Genomic DNA, 20,266 nt, shown 5'->3' on the forward strand with positions numbered 1-20,266 from the left:
AATATATGTCTTTAAACGATAAGATTGCTCTTGTTACAGGAGCTAGCAGAGGAATTGGTTTTGAAGTTGCTCAAGCAATAGCTAACAAAGGAGCTATGGTAATAGGCACAGCCACTAGCCAAGGCTCTGCAGAAAAGTTTGAAAATTCTATGAAAGAAAAAGGATTAAAAGCAAAAGGATTAGTTCTAAACATTTCTGACATTGAAAGTATTCAAAATCTCTTTGCTGAATTAAAAGCAGAGAATCTAGCTATAGATATTCTAGTTAATAATGCTGGAATAACTCGTGATAATCTAATGATGAGAATGTCAGAAGATGCGTGGCAATCAGTTATAAACACTAATTTAAGCTCTATTTTCCGCATGTCAAAAGAATGTGTAAGAGGGATGATGAAAAAAAAATGGGGCAGAATAATTTCTATCGGATCTGTGGTAGGCTCTGTTGGCAACCCAGGACAAACAAACTACTGTGCTGCTAAAGCTGGGGTTATTGGCTTTTCAAAATCATTGGCTTATGAAGTTGCAACTCGCAATATTACAGTAAACGTTGTTGCTCCTGGCTTTATAGCTACAGATATGACAAATAAACTTACAGATGAGCAAAAATCATTCATAACTACTAAAATACCATCTGGCCAAATGGGTGAACCTAAAGATATCGTAGCTGCAGTAACTTTCTTAGCTTCTGAAGATGCAAAGTATATAACAGGACAAACTATCCATGTAAATGGTGGGATGTATATGGCTTAAATTTTGCAAAGTTATTGCAAAAGTGATTAAAAAATAATATTATTGGATGTGAATAGTAATTTTAATTTTTTCAAAACAAAAATAAGAAGGAAAAAAACATGAGCGCAAATGAAGTATATGCTAAAGTAAACTCTATTATCGTTGAGCAATTAGGCGTTAAAGAAGAAGATCTTAAACCAGAAGCTTCTTTCATCGATGACCTAGGTGCTGACTCTTTAGATACAGTTGAACTTGTAATGGCTCTAGAAGAAGAATTCGACACTGAAATCCCTGATGAAGATGCTGAGAAAATCAGAACTGTTAAAGATGTTTACGATTATATTGACTCTAAAGTAAACTAATCAAAATTAATCTCTAAAGTCCGTACGATGATATATTCGTACTTTTTCTAAATGAATATAAACAGGTTAATTTAAATGATGAAATCTAATCGTAGAGTAGTTGTTACTGGCCTTGGTATGGTAACACCTTTAGGAAATGATGTCCCTACAACATGGGCTAATATTTTAGCTGGTAAAAGTGGTGTAGCGACATTAACAGGATTCGATACGCCTGCTCCAGATATTAGCGAGTTTAAAGTTAGATTTGCAGCAAGGGTTAAGAACTTTGATGTAAATACACTTGTTGGCAAAAAAGATGCCAAAAGAGTAGATCCATTCTGCTACTATGGCATAGCTGCTGCTAATGAAGCTTTAAAAGATGCTGGTATCGATAAAGTATCTGAAGAAGATTCATATAAGTTTGGTGTTTGTGTTAGTTCTGGTATTGGTGGTATCGAAACACTAGAAACTACAAAATCTGTAATAGACACTAAAGGACCTTCTAAGATATCTCCATTCTGTATCCCTTCATCTATTGTTAATATGCTATCTGGTATTATTTCAATAAATCATGGTTTGCGTGGTCCTAACGTTCCTATAGTTACAGCTTGTACTACTGGTACTCATAACATTGGTATGGCTGCTAGACTAATCTCTAGTGGTGATGCAGATGCTATGCTTGCTGGGGGTTCAGAAAAAGCTAGTAATGCTATTGGTATGGGTGGATTTGCTGCTGCTAGAGCATTATCAACTCGTAATGATGATCCTCAAGGTGCTTCTCGTCCTTGGGATAGAGATAGAGATGGTTTTGTGCTTGGTGATGGTGCTGGTGTTGTTGTACTTGAAGAATATGAAAAAGCTAAGGCACGTGGTGCTAAAATATATGCTGAAGTAGTAGGTTTTGGTATGTCAGCAGATGGCTATCATATGACTATGCCATATGCCCCTGGTCAAGAAAGATGTATACAAAATGCTTTGGCAAATGCAGGTCTTGAGAATGATCCTGATGCTATTGACTATATAAATGCTCATGGTACTTCTACGCCTCTTGGAGATGTACAAGAATCTCAAGTAGCTGAAAAAGTAATTGGTCAATACAGAAAAGATCTTGTAATGAGTTCTACGAAATCTATGACAGGACACCTATTAGGTGCTGCTGGTGCAATTGAATCTATCTTCAGTGTATTATCAATAAGAGACCAAATAGCTCCTCCAACAATTAATCTACATAATTTAGATGATGGTTGTAACTTAGATTATGCTGCTAATGCTGTTAAGAAAACGAAGATTGATTATGTACTTAACAACTCTTTTGGATTTGGTGGTACTAATGGATCTGTAATTTTCAAAAAGATCTGATCGATAAACCTCTAAGACTAATTTAAGGCCACAATTGTGGCCTTTTTTATATAAGGAATATAATAATCATGCAAATCCACATTATAAATTTAAAATATTTAGTTAATGAAGATAAGGTCGCATCTATAAGACCTCTTCATAGGGAGTTTCTAGATATAGGATATGACAAAGGTATCCTTCTAGCTTCAGGACCTAAATCAGATAAAACTGGTGGAATCATCCTTGCTAAAGGAGATATAGAAGATGTTAAAAAGTTTATTGAAAATGATCCTTTTTATACAAATAATATAGCTCAGTATAGTTTTAATACTTTTGATGCTGTCAAGCATATAAAAGAATTAACTAATTAATAAAAGTACCTTACATCATTTCTCTCTTCTTACTGAAACCTGTGTCTTCATTAACTTTAAAACCATATTTCTGCAATAATTTTCTAATTTTTGATGCTGATGTAAAAGTTGCGAAATTACTTTGATTTTTTGATAATTTCATCATATTTTCAAAAAAAGTTTCTTTCCAAATGCTAGTATTTTTTGCTGGAGAAAATCCATCAAGAAACCATGTATCTACTATATCTAAATCATAATTGCTAATATATCTGGCATCATCAATAATCAATTTTAAAATTACATTATTAAATTTGTATATAATTTAGTCCAGGTTTAGGATCATAAGCACTCAGAAGTTTTTCATGCCCTGCTATACCATTTAGTGCTATGAATATCTCTTTTAAATCAGATGGTGAAATAGGATATTTCTCAAATGAGATATATTCTAACTTAGCATTATTAGGAGCCAAGCTTTCCCAAAGATTCATAGTTAGAATAAAATTTAATCCACTGCCAAAACCAGTTTCACAAATTCTATAGATCTAATAATCAGCTAGCTTTTTAAATCTCTGTTCCAGAAAATTATGCTCTAAATAGTTATATGAGCTTTCATCAATCCCAGATGTACTAGAAAAATAAAAATCATCAAACAATTCTTATTTTGGAGTATTATCTTGCCATATTATTTTTGTATACATATATCACTTATATCTAAATAAATTCATCCTAATAATTAACAAGATTAGCATCTTGCTAAAAATAATTACTTATGCAAAAATAATCATTATATATCCTCACAATATAAAATCAACATGGAAAGTGGAACAAACAACTCATCATCATTTAGAAATAAACTGCTTATAACTTTTATATGTTACCTTTGTTACTTTTATACAGCTAATGTAGTATTAGTTACTGGGGCTGTTATGAAACCCCTATCTGAATATTTTAATAATAGTAATATAGGTTTTGCATTCACATTTATTAACGTTGCAATGTGGTTTGCCATATTTATTATTGGTATTTTGATGAATAGATTCTCAATAAAACTACTACTTATAGCAGCTGTGGCTATTGGTGTCATTTCTTCACTCATAACCGCTATAGTACCATCCATGTTCACACTTAAAATACTTCTAACTTGTGTGGGTATAACAGGCGGATTATTTATGGCAATAGCAAGCTATATGATTGTACATATCTATAACGATCATAAAATTAGAGCTATGAATGTAATTTTCACAGATTTCTTTTTTAGCTTTGGTGGAGCTTTAATTCCTATATTTGCAGCTTATTTGATTACCCAAAACTTCCAATGGTATACTATTTACTCAATCCTACAAATAACTGCTGTTATTATTCTAGTTTTAGTTATTTTTTCTGATTTTTCTATACTAAATAGACATAAAATAGTAAATGACATAAATACAAAACTAAGTTTTTCATCTTGGAATTTAAGCTTATATTGTATTGCTTTTGCAGCATTTTTGTTTCTACTAGCTCAATTAATAATGACTAGTTATGCTCAATCATATTTCCAAGAAATATTAGGTTGGGGCACGATTGATGCAAATAAACCACTTTCTTTTTTCTGGACTGCTCAATGTGTAGGCTTATTCATAAGTCCTCTTATAACAAGATTCGTACCATTAAAATATATTTTGCCTACATTTATGTTAGTTGGATTAATCGCATTATCTGGCATATTATATATCCCTGATATGAGTACAGTAATCAAAGCAGCTATTATATTTGGTTTATTTAACTGCTATATATATGCAGGTCTACTAGCTTATGGTACTTTCCAAATGGAGAATGCTCCTCCAACTCTTATTACAACTATTCTTTTATTTGGTACAACAGGTACCGCACTATCTACAACAACAGGTGCTTTTATAAATAAATATTTCGGACTTACTAACGTAATGCACTTTGTAGTTATTTTTTATATAATATCGTTCATACTTGTAATATCCTCTGTTCTATTCTCAAAAGAACAAAAAAACGCATAAGTCTCAAGATATAAATTTTTCTAATAATAGATATAAATACTTTTAGTTATAAAATACCAGTCTAATAGTATATATTTATACAAAACTTATTTTAACTAAAGATAGAAAATTATGAAAAAACATTTTACTCAACCGATGATTCTAGGGGTGCTGTTAGTAGCAACTCTTGCTGACATAGCCTATTTTATAGCAAAGATCTCAGCTATTGAGGATCTTGGAATTAGCCCATTAATTATAGGGATTGTGCTGGGTATGACATTAACTCATACACCAGCAAGTAAAATTATTCATAAATGGAAAGAAGGCATTGTATTTAGTGCAAAGAAAATCCTTAGATTTGCAATAATCTTTTATGGCTTCAACCTAACTTTCCAATTAATAGCATCTGTTGGCTTAGCTGGGCTTTCAGTATCAATAATCATGCTAGTTTCTACTCTAGTAATAGGTATTGTGCTAGGTACTAAGGTATTTGGCTTAGATAGAGATAGCTCAATTCTAGTAGCAGCTGGTAGTGCTATATGTGGTGCTGCTGCTGTATTAGCTACTGAAGGCACATTAAAATCAGAACCTTATAAGGCAGCTATGGCTGTAGGTACAGTTGTATTATTCGGGACTGCTGAGATGTTCTTGTACCCTATTCTAATGAAAGCTGGTCTTTTAGGTCATATGACTGATGCTCAGTATGGTATTTTTGCAGGTGGTTCAATACATGAGGTTTCTCAAGTTGTAGCTGCTGGAAGTGGTGTAAGTGCTCATGCTGAAGAAGTTGCTGTGACAGTCAAAATGATCCGTGTAATGATGTTAGCACCTATGCTAATCGTGATTGGTATATGGATCACTAAATCTGCTGCAACTGTAGGTGGAGTAAATGGATCAAAGCCTGAAAAAGGATCAATTAAAAAAATCATCCCATGGTTTGCTATTGGTTTTATAATAATTGTTGGATTCAACTCTTTAGACTTACTACCAGTAACAACTGTTAGTAGTATTAGAATAGCTAACCAATTTTTATTAGCTATGGCGATGACTGCTTTAGGACTTGAAACTCATGTATCTAAATTTATCCAAGCTGGAATAAAACCTTTAGTCTTAGCATTAATATTATTCGCATGGTTATTTTTCGGCGGTATAGCAATCACTTATGGTATTACTAGCATAATATAGTCTCTTATTTGACCAAAGCTATCCTATTTTGAAACTAAATAATGTATCATGTCTAAAAATAATAATCTTATAATTTTCACAACTAATGAAACCAATTCTTAACGCCGTAACGACTATTACTAGAAAAGCAGGTAAAATTATTCTACAAGCTCAAAATGATCCTAGTACTATCCAAATTTCTCAAAAATCTGATAATACAACTGTCTCAAATATTGATGTAGCTGTAGAGAACTTCATAATCGATAATATCAAAAAATCTCAATTTAATGACTATTTCATAACTGAAGAAAGTGGTGAATTTGGTAACAAAGATAGTCGCTTCACATGGATTATTGATCCTATTGATGGTACTAACAACTTTGTCCATGGTCTGCCACATTGTTGTATTTCAATAGCAGCAAAAAAAGATAATGATATCGTCTTGGGTGTTATTTATAATCCATTCTTAGATTTAATGTTTTGTGCATATAAAGGACAAGGCGCCCTACTTAATGGTAAAAAAATTAGAGTTGCTCAAAGCCAAGACTTAGAAAAGACTTTAATTTCAGCATCTCTAAAATACTCACGTAGAATATTCAAAGATACTTATGTTGCTGAACTTATCAAACTTCAACAAGTAATTTCTGGCTATAGATATTCTGGAAGTATAGCTATGGATATGGCTTACTTAGCTGCTGGTTATATCGATGGATTATGGGCTTGTGGTAGTGTCAAGATATGGGATCTAGCGGCTGGATATATAATCATGAAAGAAGCTGGTGCTATAGTTACTGACATTCATGGTAGTAGTAATCTTGAATCTGGTCTAATCGTAGCAGGCAACAAAAAAGTCCAACCTAAACTTATCAAAATTTTAGCAAAACATATCAAATAATGAATACCCGTGCTATTGCAGCTAAGTCAATTTCAGATATTATTGATAACAAATACTCTCTGTTAACTATAGAACACAAGCTTATTGAATATAATTTATCAGATAAAGATAAGTCATTCGTAAAACTATTATGTTATGAATTCTTTAGAAATTATTATTCTTTAGAAAATGTAGCCAGTTTGTATTTAGCTGAAAAAACTAAGCTAAAAGCTAAGATACTAATAATGCTTGGTATCCTACAGATTTTCGAGATCAATCAACCTCATTATGCTAGCATTAATGAAACTGTAGCAGCTTGTAAAAATCTAAAGATACTATGGGCAAAGAAACTTGTTAATGCCGTACTAAGACAAATAGTTCGTGATTTAGAAGATATTAGACCTAATTATACAGAGCATAAAAAGCATGATCTTGCATTATGGCTTAATAATATGATTAAAGAACAATATCCTATTGATTATCAAAAAATAGCCGAAGCTGTGAACTCAAAAGCAGATATGTTTATTCGCCTAAACAAAGCGAAAGATCCTCAATATGTTATTAATTATTTTGATAAAAACAATATTAGTTACTCAAAAACTGAACTAGAGAACTGCATCAAATTAGATAAAGCCATTGATGTCAAAAATAACACTCTTTTTCAACAAGGCTATTTTACTGTTCAGGATATATCTGCCCAATATATGGGTCATATTATTAATGTCCAAAATAATGATATTGTACTAGATGCTTGTGCCTCTCCTGGTGGAAAAACAACTCATATCTTAGAATTAGCACCACAAACCAACATTACAGCTATAGATATTATTGATAAACGCCTAGAATTACTTAAAGAAAATATAATAAGAATAGCCAAAAATAATCATGTAAATGTAATAAAGCATGATCTAACACAACCTCTAGCGGGACAGTATAACAAAATCATCCTAGATGCCCCATGTTCTACTCTTGGCACACTTAAGAGAAACCCTGATATCAAAGTATTACGAAAGCCCCAAAATATAAAATCTATACAAACACTCCAAGCTCAAATACTTGATAATCTATGGTGTAATAATCTGCTGACAGATGGCTATCTGCTATATATTACATGTTCAATATTACAACAAGAAAACCAGTTACAAATAAAGAATTTCCTATCAAAACATCAAGATGCTGAGATTGTAGAAATTAAAATTCTAGAAAATTATAAAACTGATTATGGTTATCAGATATTACCTACAGAAGATAAAGGTGATGGATTTTATTACTGCTTGATTAAGAAGGCTTCTTCTTAGCTGCGATTCTCTCAGCAGCTTCTTTTGGAGATATAGACAATTTTAATCTATTTAATTTATATCTATTATCAAACTATTCTGTCATCGATAATAAACCCTAATGCTGTATAAAATGCTAAAGAGTGCATATCCGAACAATAGACATAGGCAGTATCTATATCATGATTTTCAAATAAGTATTTAACCATTGCTTCACCAAGACCTTTTCCAAAAAGCTTGGTAATACAGGGGAAAACAATAGTTCTTTATCTCTAATACATACAAAGCCTACATTCTTATCATCCACAACTTGTACAAAACTCTTAGTTTCTGGAATATTGAAATATTTTTGTTCTAAAACTTCTACTTCTCTATCTATTTCACTTGTTGTTAAAAATTCACAGGTTGTAGATATGCATTCTTTCCATATATGTAACATATCTTTAAAATCTTTAGATGTCGCTTTTCTTATTTTAATAGTAACCCTTCAATAATTTTGTAAGTGATTTAATAAAAAGTATCCACAATTTAATTCTATGATAACGCACAGAAGTTGTAAACTATTATTAAATACTACCTAAAAAAGCTCCATGAGTAAACTTTTTATCTAATGACAAATTATTAGGATGTGAACCATGCTCTCCTTGAGGAACCTTTAAACCATGCTCCCCATAGAAATCAAGCCAGTATTTCGACACAGCAACATCATCAATTGCAATATAATTAAGCGTATGTTGACTGAAATATTTACCCTTACACACACTATCAAAAACCTCATGAATCAACTGCGAACAATAAAGTTTATCTTTTAAATCTGGTAAAAATAAATCATTATAAGCAAAACCTATAAATTCACGTGCATTATTAACTACTTCTTGTAGAAACTCTTCACTCTCAGATACACGAGATATTAGAGTTTTTTTATTTGAATATTTAGATAATTTAGTTTGTATAACTCCCGCAACAGGAATAGCTTCTATAATATCTCCATTGCCCATATACAAAGCGCAATGATAGTAACTATAACCACCAAATCCAGTAAATAAATTAGAAATATTTTTCTCAGCTTCATCTACTATGAAAATAACATCACCCTTTTTTAAGTTATTAATATTCATAGCAAATTCTGTAAATCTTGTTCTAATATAACCGTAACCCCTAAATCTTGAGCTTTTGTAAGTTTGCTACCAGCATTATCACCACAAATAACCATATCCGTTTTTTTAGAGACACTTGAGGTAACTTTTGCACCCATTGATTTAAGAAGTTGAGTCAACTCTGTACGGTTATAGTTTTCAAAAGTTCCTGTAATAACAATTGTTTTATTTGTAAAACTTTCATTATGTGCTTGCTCAATTTTTTCTGGATTTTGGATATTAATAGAATTACCCAATAGTTCATCAACGATTTGTATATTTAGGGAGTCTTGCCAGAATGAAATAATATTTTTAGCAATAATTTCACCAATATCATTAATCTCTATTAATTGCTCAAATTTAGCTTCACGGAAACTTTCTAAGCTACAAAAATGATTAGCTAAAGCTTCTGATGATACCTCACCAACATCTTTAATACCTATTGCAAAAATAAATCTTGCTAAACTTGGCTCTTTACTTTTTGTGATAGATTCTAAAACATTTTGCGATGATTTAGCTCCCATTCTTTCTAAGGCTGACAATTGCTCAAAATTGAGTTTGTAAATATCTGCTGGATACTTGATCAAATCTGCAGCAACAAGTTGCTCAATTAGTTTAGCTCCAAGCTTATCAATATCCATTGCTTTACGTGAGACAAAGTGCTTTAAGCGCTCAGTAGTTTGAGCCTGACAATGCCATCCTCCTGTACAACGACATATAGCCTGATCGTTAACACTCTCAATTGCTGAATCACAAACTGGACAGTTTGTTGGTATCTCAACCATCTGTGCATCAGACTTACGATATTGTGGTAAGCTTTTGACCACTTCTGGAATTACATCTCCTGCTCTACGTACGATTACTCTATCACTGATTCGGATATCTTTGCGTTTAATTTCATTGATATTATGCAAAGTTGCATTTGAAACAATCACACCGCCAACTGCTACTGGCTTAAGTCTTGCAACTGGGGTAACAGCTCCTGTTCTGCCAACTTGGAATTCTACATTTAGAACTTCAGACTCTACCTCTTCAGCTGGGAACTTATATGCTATAGCCCACTTAGGTCCTCTAGCAATATAGCCAATAGTATCTTGTAGTTTAATATTATTAACCTTAAAAACTAAACCATCAATATCATAAGCTAAATCAGCACGCTGATGGCTCATTTTATGATAATACTCCTCAACTTCTGAGAAGTTTTTTGCCAAAAACATATTATCACTGATAGTAAAGCCAAAACTCTGTAATAGATTCATAAGCTCGAATTGAGTTTCAGGATGTACAAAGTCTTTTAAAAAATAGCCAATACCATAGCTATAAAGCTTAAGTGGACGCTTTGCTACAACTTTTGAGTCAAGCATACGGATACTTCCAGCTGCTGCATTACGGGGATTTGCAAAAGTTTTTTTCTCGTGAGTTTGCATATATTCATTTAAAGATAAAAAACTTTGCTTATCTATGATAATTTCACCACGGACTTCTAGTTCATCAGGAGGATTTGAGGTATTTAATTTAAGTGGGACATCACGGATAGTTTTAACATTTTCGGAGACTTTTTCACCCTGAATACCATCACCACGCGTAACAGCATAGTCAAATCTACCATTTTTATAGAAAATGCTAATAGCCAAGCCATCCATTTTTGGCTCACACTCAAGCTCAATGTCATACTCTATCTTGTCATAAAAATCACGCAACTCCTCTAGACTAAAAACATTAGCCAGAGATGTCATTTTCTTCTTATGTTTGATAGTTTCAAACCCTGCTAAAATTTCTCCACCAACACGGTCTAATACTGAGTTTGTTGGCTTAAGCTCCGGATTATCATCAACTAAATCTTGTAATAATCGGAATAACTTATCATAGTCTGAGTCAGTAATAACTGGCTTATCTATAGTATGATACAAATAGCTTTGTTCGCCTAGATACTCTGCAAGATCATCAATATATGATTTTAATTGTGCTTTAGTTAAAGTTTTATAGTCTGTAGAGATAAAATCACTCGGAGTCATTACAAGAAAAGTTTATCATAATTTTTTATAGTGATTATTTTATACTAATTTAGTAGCTTTTGCATAAGAAAAAGAGCTCTAGGTTTGTGAGCTTTCTTATTTATTTAACTTAGGTAAATATGATAATAATGCTATTTAAAGATTGTATGATTTTTTGCAATATGTTATAAATCTGCATTACAAAATATAAGACTGTATACGATTTTGTAACGGTACTTATGATTTATAAACAATATTGACCTTTTAAAAAGGCAATAATCACAGTTTTAATTTAATTAAAAGGTGGACTTGATTTATGCAACAGGTACCTAGATATGTCATTGTCGGCAACGGCAATGTAGCGGCACATATGTGCTATTATTTTAAATGCTTAAAACTAGATTTCAGACAATGGTCTCGAAATGAATCGTTAGATCAGCTTGATAAATTATTAGATAATGCAACTCATGTTTTAGTCTTAATCAAAGACTCTGAGATACAAAAATTTATAGATAGACATCTCACAAATAAGTCAAAAAGACTCATAATAATTCACTTCTCTGGTCTTTTGGATATCGAAAATGCTTGCTCAGCACATCCTTTACAAAGCTTCCCCGATAAGAACTTATACTCTTTAGATGAGTACAAATCGATTGCATTTATAACTTGTGATAGAGATATTGCATTTAGTGAGCTTTTACCTAAGCTACCTAACGCTAATTTTTGTATCGATAAAAGTCAAAAAGCATACTATCATGCAATGTGTGTTTTAGCCAATAATGTAAGTACATTAATCTGGCAGAAATTCTATACAGAAATGAAAAATCGCTTTGGTATAAATCAAGAGTATCTAACACCATTTTTAGAAACCACTTTTAAAAATATCAAACATAATCATCATGCCCTATCAGGACCAATAGCTAGAGGAGATAGCCTTACACTACAAAAGGATCTCAACGCTTTAGTTAATGATGATTTCTATGATGTTTTTAGAGCTATTGCTAATCAATTTTTAAACAAGGAGAAAAGATAAAATGAAATCAGTTTTAGGATTCAAAAAAGCTAAAGCGAATCGAGAAAAAATCTCGATGGTAACTTGCTATGACTATACTTTAGCTAAAATTATAAACTCAACAGATATCGATTGTATACTCGTTGGAGATAGTGGTGGTATGGTATTACTGGGTAAAAAAAATACTACCTACACAACTCTAGCTGATATACAGTTCATGACTCAAGCGGTAGCTAATGGTGCTACAGATAAATTCATAATCGCTGATTTGCCATTTATGAGTTATCGCCAATCATTAGAAACAACAATGCAAGCTGTTACAGCACTGATTCAATCAGGAGCTCATGCGGTTAAGCTTGAAGGTAGTTCAGGAAATTTAGATATTATCAAACATATCGTAGATTCTGGTGTTCCAGTAATGGGTCATATTGGTATGACGCCTCAGTTTGTAAATAGTTTTGGTGGTTTTAAAGTTCAGAATAAAACTGAAGAAGCTGCTAAGAATTTACTTGAAGAAGCAAAGCTTCTTGAGCAAGCAGGATGTTTTGCGATAGTTCTAGAATGTATACCGACAAATATTGCTAAGAATATTACACAAAATTTAAATATCCCAACAATAGGTATTGGTGCTGGTAGTGATACTGATGGTCAGATTTTGGTTCTCCAAGATATGCTTGGTATGAATACTGACTTTCAACCAAAATTTGTCAAGAAATATATAAATGCTTCTGAGATATTTTCTGAAGCTATAAATACTTATGTTAAAGAGACGAAAGCTAATATTTTTCCAACTAATGAGCATAGCTATGATTATTGCTAAAAATATTGAGCAATTTAATTTGCTAAGAGAAAGTTTCACTAAAGAACAAAAAATAGGCTTTGTCCCAACAATGGGCGCGTTACATAGTGGTCATATAAGCCTAATCAAAAAAGCTAAATCAGAAAATGAAATTACTATTGTCAGTATATTTGTAAATCCAACTCAATTTAATAATCCAAGTGATTATCAAACATACCCAAACCAACTGCAACAAGATATACAAATATTAGAATCACTTGATATTGATGTGTTATTTAACCCCAGAGAAAAAGATATCTATCCAGATGGTAACCTATTGAGAATGCAACCTGAGCTTGAAATTTCGAATATCCTAGAAGGTAAAGCTAGACCTGGACATTTCAGTGGCATGTTAACTGTGGTACTAAAGCTGCTACAAATCACTAAGCCTGATAATCTCTACTTAGGCGAAAAAGACTATCAACAAGTTATGCTAATCAAACAACTTATTAAAGATTTTTTTATTAATACAAAAATTATAGTTTGCCCAACACAAAGAGAACCATCTGGACTTCCTCTTAGCTCTAGAAATAAAAACCTAACACCTAGTAATATAGAGATTGCTAATAAGGTATACGAAATACTTAGACAAGATAATTTCTCAGACTTAGAAGAACTAACAAATAAGATTAATTCTACTAGTGCAAAACTGCAATACATTCAAAAAATTAATAACAGAATATTTTTGGCACTTTACATTGGTAAAGTACGTTTAATTGACAACTTCCTAAAGGAGACAGGACCATCATGTTAATTTCTGTTTTAAAATCAAAAATCTCATACGCTACTGTAACTGGCAAAGATTTATTTTATGTGGGTAGTATCACTATTGATAGTGAGATAATGAAACAAGCAAATATTATTGAAAATGAGAAAGTACAAGTGGTAAACTTAAACAACGGTGAGCGTCTTGAAACTTATGTAATCAAGGGTGAACCAAATAATAAAACTATCGCACTAAACGGCCCTGCTGCTAGAAGATGTGAAATAGGCGATGAGCTATTTATAATTAGTTATGCGCAAATTGATCCTACTAGAGAAAATATAAAACCTAAGCTTGTTGACCTAAAACCGGAGAATAATAAATGATAGTATGCATAGATATTGGTAACTCACATATTTTTGGTGGAGTATTTGTAGGAGATCAAATTAAGCTCCGCTTTCGCTACCCTTCTACTACTCCGTGTACCTCCGATACGCTAGGCATATTTTTGTGTTATCATTCTTTGAGAGAAAGAAGCTTGATATCGAAGCTATTGAAGCAGTTGTACTTTCATCAGTTGTTCCTCATCTAGAGTATTCTGTCAATTCTGCTTGCAAAAAATATCTAGGGATAACACCTCTTGAGCTAAAACCTGGAATAAAAACAGGGTTAAAACTCGATATCAAAAATCCTCTAGATTTAGGTGCAGATCGTGTTGCAAATTCAGTTGCAGCTATCTCTAACTTTCCATCTAAGAACATTATCATTGTTGATTTTGGTACTGCAACAACTATATGCGCTATCAAGCAAAATAAATCTTATATAGGTGGTGCAATTCTACCAGGAATTAATCTATCAATGGATAGCCTATCACAAAAGACTGCAAAATTATCAAATGTGACTATAGCAAAACCTAGCTCTGCCCTAGGTAAGACAACTATATCTCAAATTCAATCTGGTCTTATATATGGTCAATTAGGAGCTATAAAAGAGATAATTAGTAGAATCTCTCAGGAGAGTTTCTCAGATAAGCCTCCCGTGTTAATCGCAACTTGAGAGTATGCTCACTTATTTGAGAAAGAACAATATTTTGATGTAATTATCTCTGATTTATTACTTCATGGACTCAGAATAATCTGGCAAATGAATAAGTAATTTCTAAGTTATTGAGTGCTCAAGCTAACTAATTCACTAATATTTGAATTTCTCTTAATATCTTTCTGAGCAATATCTCTTAAACTACTTTGTTCAGAAATAATCGTTAATTTATGTTTCGCTCTAGTGATAGCCGTATACAAAAGTTGTTTACTTAGCGCTTCATTATCTTCTGCTGGAAGAATAATCACGATTTCATCAAACTCTGAACCTTGAGTTTTATGAATTGTCATCGCATAAACACTTTCATATTTTGGTAGCATATTTAGACTAAAAGCCTTAGCATCTTTACCATCAAAATATGCTCTAAGCTTACCAGTATTATCAGGCCAGATAATCCCTACATCTCCATTAAACAATCCTAATGAATAGCTATTTTGAGTTATCATAATTGGTTTACCCTTATAGCTAGAATCTATAAGCTTAAACATAAATTTCTCAATTTTCTGATTTAACTTATCTGTACCAATTTCTAAATTTTTGTTAGCCACAAGTATTCTAAATTTATTTAGCTCGGTAAGAGCCTCTTTGTGGTCACGGCACTTTTCAAGCTGTGAATACCTTCTTGCATAATCTCTTAAATAATTATCTAAATTCCTTAGGCTATGAAAATTAATATTCTCGTTTTGGTGACTATCAATATTAATAACACCTTTTAGAACTGGGGCTGCAAGATTATTTATATATTGTTGTGAACGATAGTTTTTGATAAGCAATGTTGTATATGGCTTAATATCGCCATCTCTATGGTGTGTAAAGTTTGCCAGTAGACTACCAGCCTCAACTGATGGTAACTGATTAGTATCACCTATCAAAATTAGCTTGGTATTATCAGCTACTGCTCTAATCAACTTAATAAAAATATTCATATCAAGCATCGAAGCTTCATCAACAATAATCACATCGTATGGTGCTTTTGACTGCTCGTTATATTTAACATAAGTAGAGTTTGGTCTTAAGCCTAAAAATCTATGTATAGTTTGAGCTTCTAGATTAGATAATCCTAAATAACTATCATTGTCTACCCTTTTACTTAATACACTATTTAAGGATTCCATCATTCTCTGAGCAGCCTTACCCGTTGGTGCTAAAAGAGCTATTCTTTGCTGATTTTGATTAAGCATTTGTATAGCAAGTAAGAGTTTTGCAACTGTAGTTGTCTTACCTGTACCTGGTCCACCTGAGATAATACTAAAATTATAATTTAGACTTTTGATAACTGCCTGTTTTTGCCAATCTATCTCATTAGCAGGTTCAAATAGCTTATCTACAACTTCTTCAATATGGTTATCTTGTTGAGTATTTTGGATAGTTCTAGATTTTATAAAGTTAGCTATTTCAACCTCATAATTCCACAATCTTTTGATATATAAGGAATCATACTCTTTAGCAAAATATATAGGTAATTTATCATAATCTAAAGGCTCTAAAATACTTACAATTTCATCAAAACTTAGCATTTTAAAGCCTACTTTAGCATCGCTGTGATTAATTTGCTCTGAAGCAAAAATAGTTTTACTTGATATATCTGCTATCTTCAAACAGCTATGACCATGGCTATACACATGCATAAGCTTTATCAAAATATGGAAAAATACATTTTCATTTTCACTATATTTTAGAGATTCAGGATCAAGTCCGGAATGACAATTGTTTTTTGAGCTCTTAGGTAAATTTTTAGCCAAATCAAATACTTCTTTAGCAAAGAAAAATTCTATAGCTCTAATATCTGCTAATTGCTCACAAGCTTGATGGAAAGTCTTATACATGATAGTCACCCCCATTAAATAGATTAGCAAGCTTATTGATAATCTCTAAACTTGGTCTAGCTCGATAAACCCCATAGCCATCTTTCATACCTCTAAGATAGAAATAATATACTCCGCCAAAATGCTTTTCATAATTATAACTTTCAATATTTTGTCGCAGGTACTTATCCAAAGCAACGCTATATATTAGATATTGTAAATCATAAAAGCTACTTTGATTTTTCTCACTCATAGTAGCTTGATTATAATCTTCTAATTTATCACCTAAATAATTTGACTTATAATCTGCCACATAAAATTTGCCATCATATTCAAAAATCAAATCAATAAAACCATGAAGCATACCAAAAATCTTTTGACTAGCAAACTCATCATAATCAATAATCTGATTACGATATTCTGCTAAAATTTTGATAATATTTTTCTTATATAGTTTTTCATTTGTTATAGGAAAATAAAACTCTGCTTCTTTTAAGGGTTTTGTATTAGAGATGTCTTTTAAGCAAAAGCCTTTATCCTTGATATCAAACAAGTCATATTGAATATCATTAGAACTAAAATCTTCAGTTTCTATAGAAGGTATAGACGCGACTAAGCATTCTTCTAACCATACTTTAAGCTTATCAAAATCTTCTGCAGCAACTACTTTATACCTACCCATTTGCTCTTGTAAAAGATTATCATTTATCTTACCTAAGCTAAAATCCGCATGCTCTAAAACATTATGCAAAATATTACCAATATCTGCTCCTTTGGAAGCTGTAAATCTAAACTCTAATTCCTGCTGAGATTTTTGAGCACTATCATCTTCAGACTCATCATTTTCTTTTTCTAATGCGGTATTTTGAACTTTTGACTTTGATATTTTTGAGAAAGACAGCATTTCCCAACTATCATTTGCTAACTTCTTAATATCATTCGCTTTGAGGTTTTGTAAAGTATCATGGTCAAATTGGTCATTTGTAATTAAATTCTCATTTTCATAACAATGACTTGTAGCTACATCTATAAGCGAACTTTGATTAGTAGGATTTGCTGTTATATTTTGGATTTTCTCTAACCAATCATCATCTTTTTGATAACCTAAAAATCTTGCTAATGGTGATTTTTCGCTATTACTATATTTTGCAACTCCAATATAACATCTATGCTCTGCACGTGTGACAGCTACATAAAACAGGCGCATTAATTCCTCTATAACCTCATTTTCTATTTGTGGTTTTATACTGTCATCCTTACCAATTTTATAGACTGTCTGTTTAAGGTGTTTATCATAGTATTTAGAGAAATCACTCGCCTCAAATTTCTTTTTACTTACATAACTTGCAAATGGTATAAATACAACAGAGTACTCAAGCCCTTTTGAGCCATGAATTGTAGTTATCTTAATCAGGTTATCATCACTCTCTAATCTAAGTTCGCCCTCACTTGTAGCTGTACTATTTAGCTGTTGGCGATACCACTTGATTAGCTGATTTGGGTGTTTATATTTATTCTCAGCTACTTTTATAAGCTCTGCTAAATGGAGAATGTTTGTAATAACACGCTCTTTTGAATCGGATCTTTGAATAAAATTCTGATGTATAATTTGCATAATAAATGCCATAAAACCATATTTATGCCATTGTTGTCTTAGAGATTTAGCTTTTTCTATCTCTTCATCCCATGCTGAGACATCATTTTCATCAATATAATCAATAAACTTAGCCGCTGTACCACCAAGTAAAATAGTTGATAATGCTTTCTTTAGCATAGATTTATTTTCAAGATCGTTTATACCTTCCATAAGAGCTAATATCTCTTTAGCCTCTTGACTATGATATACATTATCGCGCTGGCTTAGATATACTGAGCTTAGTTTTTTAGCTTGTAGAGCTTTTTGAATAACCTTTGCTTGATTACTATTTTCTACCAAAATTGCGATATCACTTTCTATAACTTTTTTCGAATTTAATAGTCTGACGATCTCATTTGCTGTCCATGCTGATAAATTATTATCAATATCACTTTTATTATCATCTTCAGCTACTTGATAATAAAAATAATTTATTGGTTTAATGTTATCATCGAAATCTCTTGCTTTCTTATCAGCATTTGGTGATGCTTTGACAAGTTGGTAGCCTATACCATCGCTAAAAATATTAGCCCCAACTTGCCCCTCTTCTTCTAGCTGATAATCTTGTTTATAAAAAAGTCTATTATAGGCCTTTATCATCTCTCTAATTGAGCGCCAGTTAGTGTCCATGCTCCACTGATTATCATTAGAACAACTATCCTTAGCTTTTAGATATGTAAAAATATCCCCACCTCTAAAACCATAGATTGCCTGCTTTGGATCGCCTATCATTAGCAATAACAAATCATCTATTCCCCTTTGGGACGAAGGGGTGTCCGCCGAAGACTTATGAGGTAGTTTATTACTCTGAGGATAAATAGTATCCAAAATCTCATACTGCTCAGCATCGGTATCTTGAAACTCATCAATAAGAGCAACTGGATATTGATGTTGTAATGTCTTGACTAAATCTGGAGACTTTTTGACACTATGACAAAGTTTAGTAATCAAATCATCAAAATCCAAAACTCCATTTTGCTCTTTGGCTTTTATAAAATCTTGGCGGATTTGTAGGCAGGCTTGTTTGATGAATTGAGCTGCATTTGCTCTCTTTATTTCTTCCTGTAGGTCTCTTAATTCTTTGATACCAGCAAGAATTGGTTTTATTAGCTTTACACTTGTCTTTCTGCCATCTGTAATTATAGATACATCGTGTGGAAATAATGCTTCATTATCTAATTTCAACCATTCTAAAACTCTATGATATTCATCTACTCTCTTGCCCTGTGGCTCGCCTTTTCCCAATTTAGATAAGAAATAATCTACGGTATCTTGATTATTAATAAACAACTCTAACTGTTGCTTTTTGAGTATCTTAAACTCATCTAAACTTATAGATTGCTTTGTTAAAATCTCATAATTAGCTCTAACAACTTTTCTTAGCTTATCCAAAAACATATCTGGAGTATGTAGCTTATATGCTTGCAAATATTCAAAGTTGGTTTTGTTTTTATTGATATGTTTTCTAAAAAAATCCTCTACTACTTTTTGCAAAATATCTGAAGTATCGACCTCCATAGAGACATCCATCTCCATACCACTAGCAAATGCTTGTTCACTTAAGACTTTTTTACAAAACCCATGGATAGTAAAAATAGCTGCCTCATCTATCTCAAGTAATGATCTTTTTAGATGCTTATAATTCTCATCACCTTTTTGAATCAGAGTATCTCGTCCTTTTATAGAAACTTTGACCTGTTTGCCTTCAGAAATATCCTCTAATACATCTCTAATCTTAGCCTCAACTCTACCGATAATCTCTTGGGTGGCATCTTTGGTAAAGGTCATAACTAGTGTCTGACTTGGTAAAAGTCTCTTCTCTACTAATAAGCGAATATATAACTCAGTAATATTAAAAGTCTTGCCGGTACCAGCACTAGCCTCGATAATATGGTGACCCTGTAGGATTATTGTTTTTGCATCTAGATTAGTCATATTAACCAATTATAATTTTCAAGAAAGTCTTTGTGATATTTTAGCA

The 20,266-nt window shown here is 32.1% G+C and carries 19 protein-coding genes and 1 pseudogene; 13 read left to right on the forward strand and 7 right to left on the reverse strand.

The window, feature by feature from the left end:
* Positions 1–5 precede the first annotated feature (5 nt).
* The 4 genes from fabG (at position 6) to FNO12_RS06915 (ending at position 2,778) form a co-directional block, all read left to right on the forward strand.
* On the forward strand, positions 6–749 hold the full coding sequence (gene fabG, locus FNO12_RS06900; protein WP_014714917.1) for a 3-oxoacyl-ACP reductase FabG: 744 nt from the start codon (positions 6–8) through the stop codon (positions 747–749).
* Positions 750–847: 98 nt separating this feature from the next.
* Positions 848–1,090, forward strand: coding sequence for an acyl carrier protein (gene acpP, locus FNO12_RS06905; RefSeq protein ID WP_004287370.1), 243 nt, complete (start codon positions 848–850; stop codon positions 1,088–1,090).
* A 78-nt stretch (positions 1,091–1,168) separates the two neighbouring features.
* Positions 1,169–2,428 carry a beta-ketoacyl-ACP synthase II gene (gene fabF, locus FNO12_RS06910; protein ID WP_041257490.1) on the forward strand — a complete coding sequence of 420 codons (1,260 nt, stop codon included), beginning with the start codon at positions 1,169–1,171 and terminating at the stop codon, positions 2,426–2,428.
* A gap of 68 nt (positions 2,429–2,496) precedes the next feature.
* A complete protein-coding gene (locus FNO12_RS06915; protein WP_014714915.1) occupies positions 2,497–2,778 on the forward strand; it encodes a YciI family protein in 282 nt (93 codons plus the stop codon).
* Between the two features lie 10 nt (positions 2,779–2,788).
* On the opposite strand, the gene FNO12_RS10980 is transcribed toward FNO12_RS06915, so the two are convergent.
* Both FNO12_RS10980 and FNO12_RS10985 read right to left on the reverse strand, forming a co-directional pair.
* Entirely contained in the window at positions 2,789–3,046 is a 258-nt protein-coding gene (locus FNO12_RS10980; RefSeq protein ID WP_231138702.1) for an MnmC family methyltransferase, read from the reverse strand.
* Between the two features lie 16 nt (positions 3,047–3,062).
* Complete coding sequence (locus FNO12_RS10985; protein WP_231138703.1) at positions 3,063–3,245, reverse strand: hypothetical protein; 183 nt, start codon at positions 3,243–3,245, stop codon at positions 3,063–3,065.
* Positions 3,246–3,569: 324 nt separating this feature from the next.
* Between FNO12_RS10985 and tsgA the strand changes: the two genes are divergently transcribed.
* The 4 genes from tsgA (at position 3,570) to rsmB (ending at position 8,084) form a co-directional block, all read left to right on the forward strand.
* On the forward strand, positions 3,570–4,769 hold the full coding sequence (tsgA, locus tag FNO12_RS06925; RefSeq protein WP_030005705.1) for an MFS transporter TsgA: 1,200 nt from the start codon (positions 3,570–3,572) through the stop codon (positions 4,767–4,769).
* A 111-nt stretch (positions 4,770–4,880) separates the two neighbouring features.
* Positions 4,881–5,933, forward strand: coding sequence for a YeiH family protein (locus tag FNO12_RS06930; protein WP_014714913.1), 1,053 nt, complete (start codon positions 4,881–4,883; stop codon positions 5,931–5,933).
* Between the two features lie 85 nt (positions 5,934–6,018).
* Positions 6,019–6,807 (forward strand): inositol monophosphatase family protein, encoded by a 789-nt coding sequence (locus tag FNO12_RS06935; protein WP_014714912.1) that lies wholly within the window; start codon positions 6,019–6,021, stop codon positions 6,805–6,807.
* The gene (gene rsmB, locus FNO12_RS06940) at positions 6,807–8,084 is read left to right on the forward strand and encodes a 16S rRNA (cytosine(967)-C(5))-methyltransferase RsmB (protein WP_014714911.1); all 1,278 of its coding nucleotides are present in this window, start codon (positions 6,807–6,809) and stop codon (positions 8,082–8,084) included. Before FNO12_RS06935 ends, rsmB begins: the two co-directional genes overlap by 1 nt.
* A gap of 154 nt (positions 8,085–8,238) precedes the next feature.
* On the opposite strand, the gene FNO12_RS10990 is transcribed toward rsmB, so the two are convergent.
* The 3 genes from FNO12_RS10990 to ligA all read right to left on the reverse strand — a co-directional run bounded on the left by FNO12_RS10990 (position 8,239) and on the right by ligA (position 11,214).
* Positions 8,239–8,502 (reverse strand): hypothetical protein, encoded by a 264-nt coding sequence (locus FNO12_RS10990; protein WP_231138704.1) that lies wholly within the window; start codon positions 8,500–8,502, stop codon positions 8,239–8,241.
* A 127-nt stretch (positions 8,503–8,629) separates the two neighbouring features.
* A complete protein-coding gene (locus FNO12_RS06950) occupies positions 8,630–9,181 on the reverse strand; it encodes a YiiX/YebB-like N1pC/P60 family cysteine hydrolase (RefSeq protein ID WP_014714910.1) in 552 nt (183 codons plus the stop codon).
* The gene (ligA, locus tag FNO12_RS06955; protein ID WP_014714909.1) at positions 9,178–11,214 is read right to left on the reverse strand and encodes an NAD-dependent DNA ligase LigA; all 2,037 of its coding nucleotides are present in this window, start codon (positions 11,212–11,214) and stop codon (positions 9,178–9,180) included. Before ligA ends, FNO12_RS06950 begins: the two co-directional genes overlap by 4 nt.
* A gap of 295 nt (positions 11,215–11,509) precedes the next feature.
* Between ligA and panG the strand changes: the two genes are divergently transcribed.
* From panG to FNO12_RS06980, 5 genes and pseudogenes are all read left to right on the forward strand, one after another.
* Positions 11,510–12,226: a 2-dehydropantoate 2-reductase PanG gene (gene panG / locus FNO12_RS06960; RefSeq protein ID WP_014714908.1), complete on the forward strand. Its 717-nt coding sequence runs from the start codon at positions 11,510–11,512 to the stop codon at positions 12,224–12,226.
* A gap of 1 nt (position 12,227) precedes the next feature.
* Complete coding sequence (panB, locus tag FNO12_RS06965; RefSeq protein WP_030005706.1) at positions 12,228–13,025, forward strand: 3-methyl-2-oxobutanoate hydroxymethyltransferase; 798 nt, start codon at positions 12,228–12,230, stop codon at positions 13,023–13,025.
* A complete protein-coding gene (panC, locus tag FNO12_RS06970) occupies positions 13,012–13,797 on the forward strand; it encodes a pantoate--beta-alanine ligase (protein WP_014714907.1) in 786 nt (261 codons plus the stop codon). Before panB ends, panC begins: the two co-directional genes overlap by 14 nt.
* Positions 13,791–14,132: an aspartate 1-decarboxylase gene (gene panD, locus FNO12_RS06975; protein WP_014714906.1), complete on the forward strand. Its 342-nt coding sequence runs from the start codon at positions 13,791–13,793 to the stop codon at positions 14,130–14,132. Before panC ends, panD begins: the two co-directional genes overlap by 7 nt.
* A pseudogene (locus FNO12_RS06980) lies at positions 14,129–14,901 on the forward strand (type III pantothenate kinase). The gene panD and the pseudogene FNO12_RS06980 overlap by 4 nt, the downstream one beginning before the upstream one ends.
* An 8-nt stretch (positions 14,902–14,909) precedes the next feature.
* Here FNO12_RS06980 and recD read toward each other — a convergent pair.
* Both recD and recB read right to left on the reverse strand, forming a co-directional pair.
* Positions 14,910–16,670, reverse strand: a complete 1,761-nt coding sequence (gene recD, locus FNO12_RS06985; protein ID WP_014714904.1) for an exodeoxyribonuclease V subunit alpha — start codon at positions 16,668–16,670, stop codon at positions 14,910–14,912.
* Positions 16,663–20,220 (reverse strand): exodeoxyribonuclease V subunit beta, encoded by a 3,558-nt coding sequence (gene recB / locus FNO12_RS06990; RefSeq protein WP_014714903.1) that lies wholly within the window; start codon positions 20,218–20,220, stop codon positions 16,663–16,665. Before recB ends, recD begins: the two co-directional genes overlap by 8 nt.
* Positions 20,221–20,266: the final 46 nt, after the last annotated feature.

This window comes from Francisella orientalis FNO12, from assembly GCF_001042525.2.
Taxonomy (GTDB): domain Bacteria; phylum Pseudomonadota; class Gammaproteobacteria; order Francisellales; family Francisellaceae; genus Francisella; species Francisella orientalis.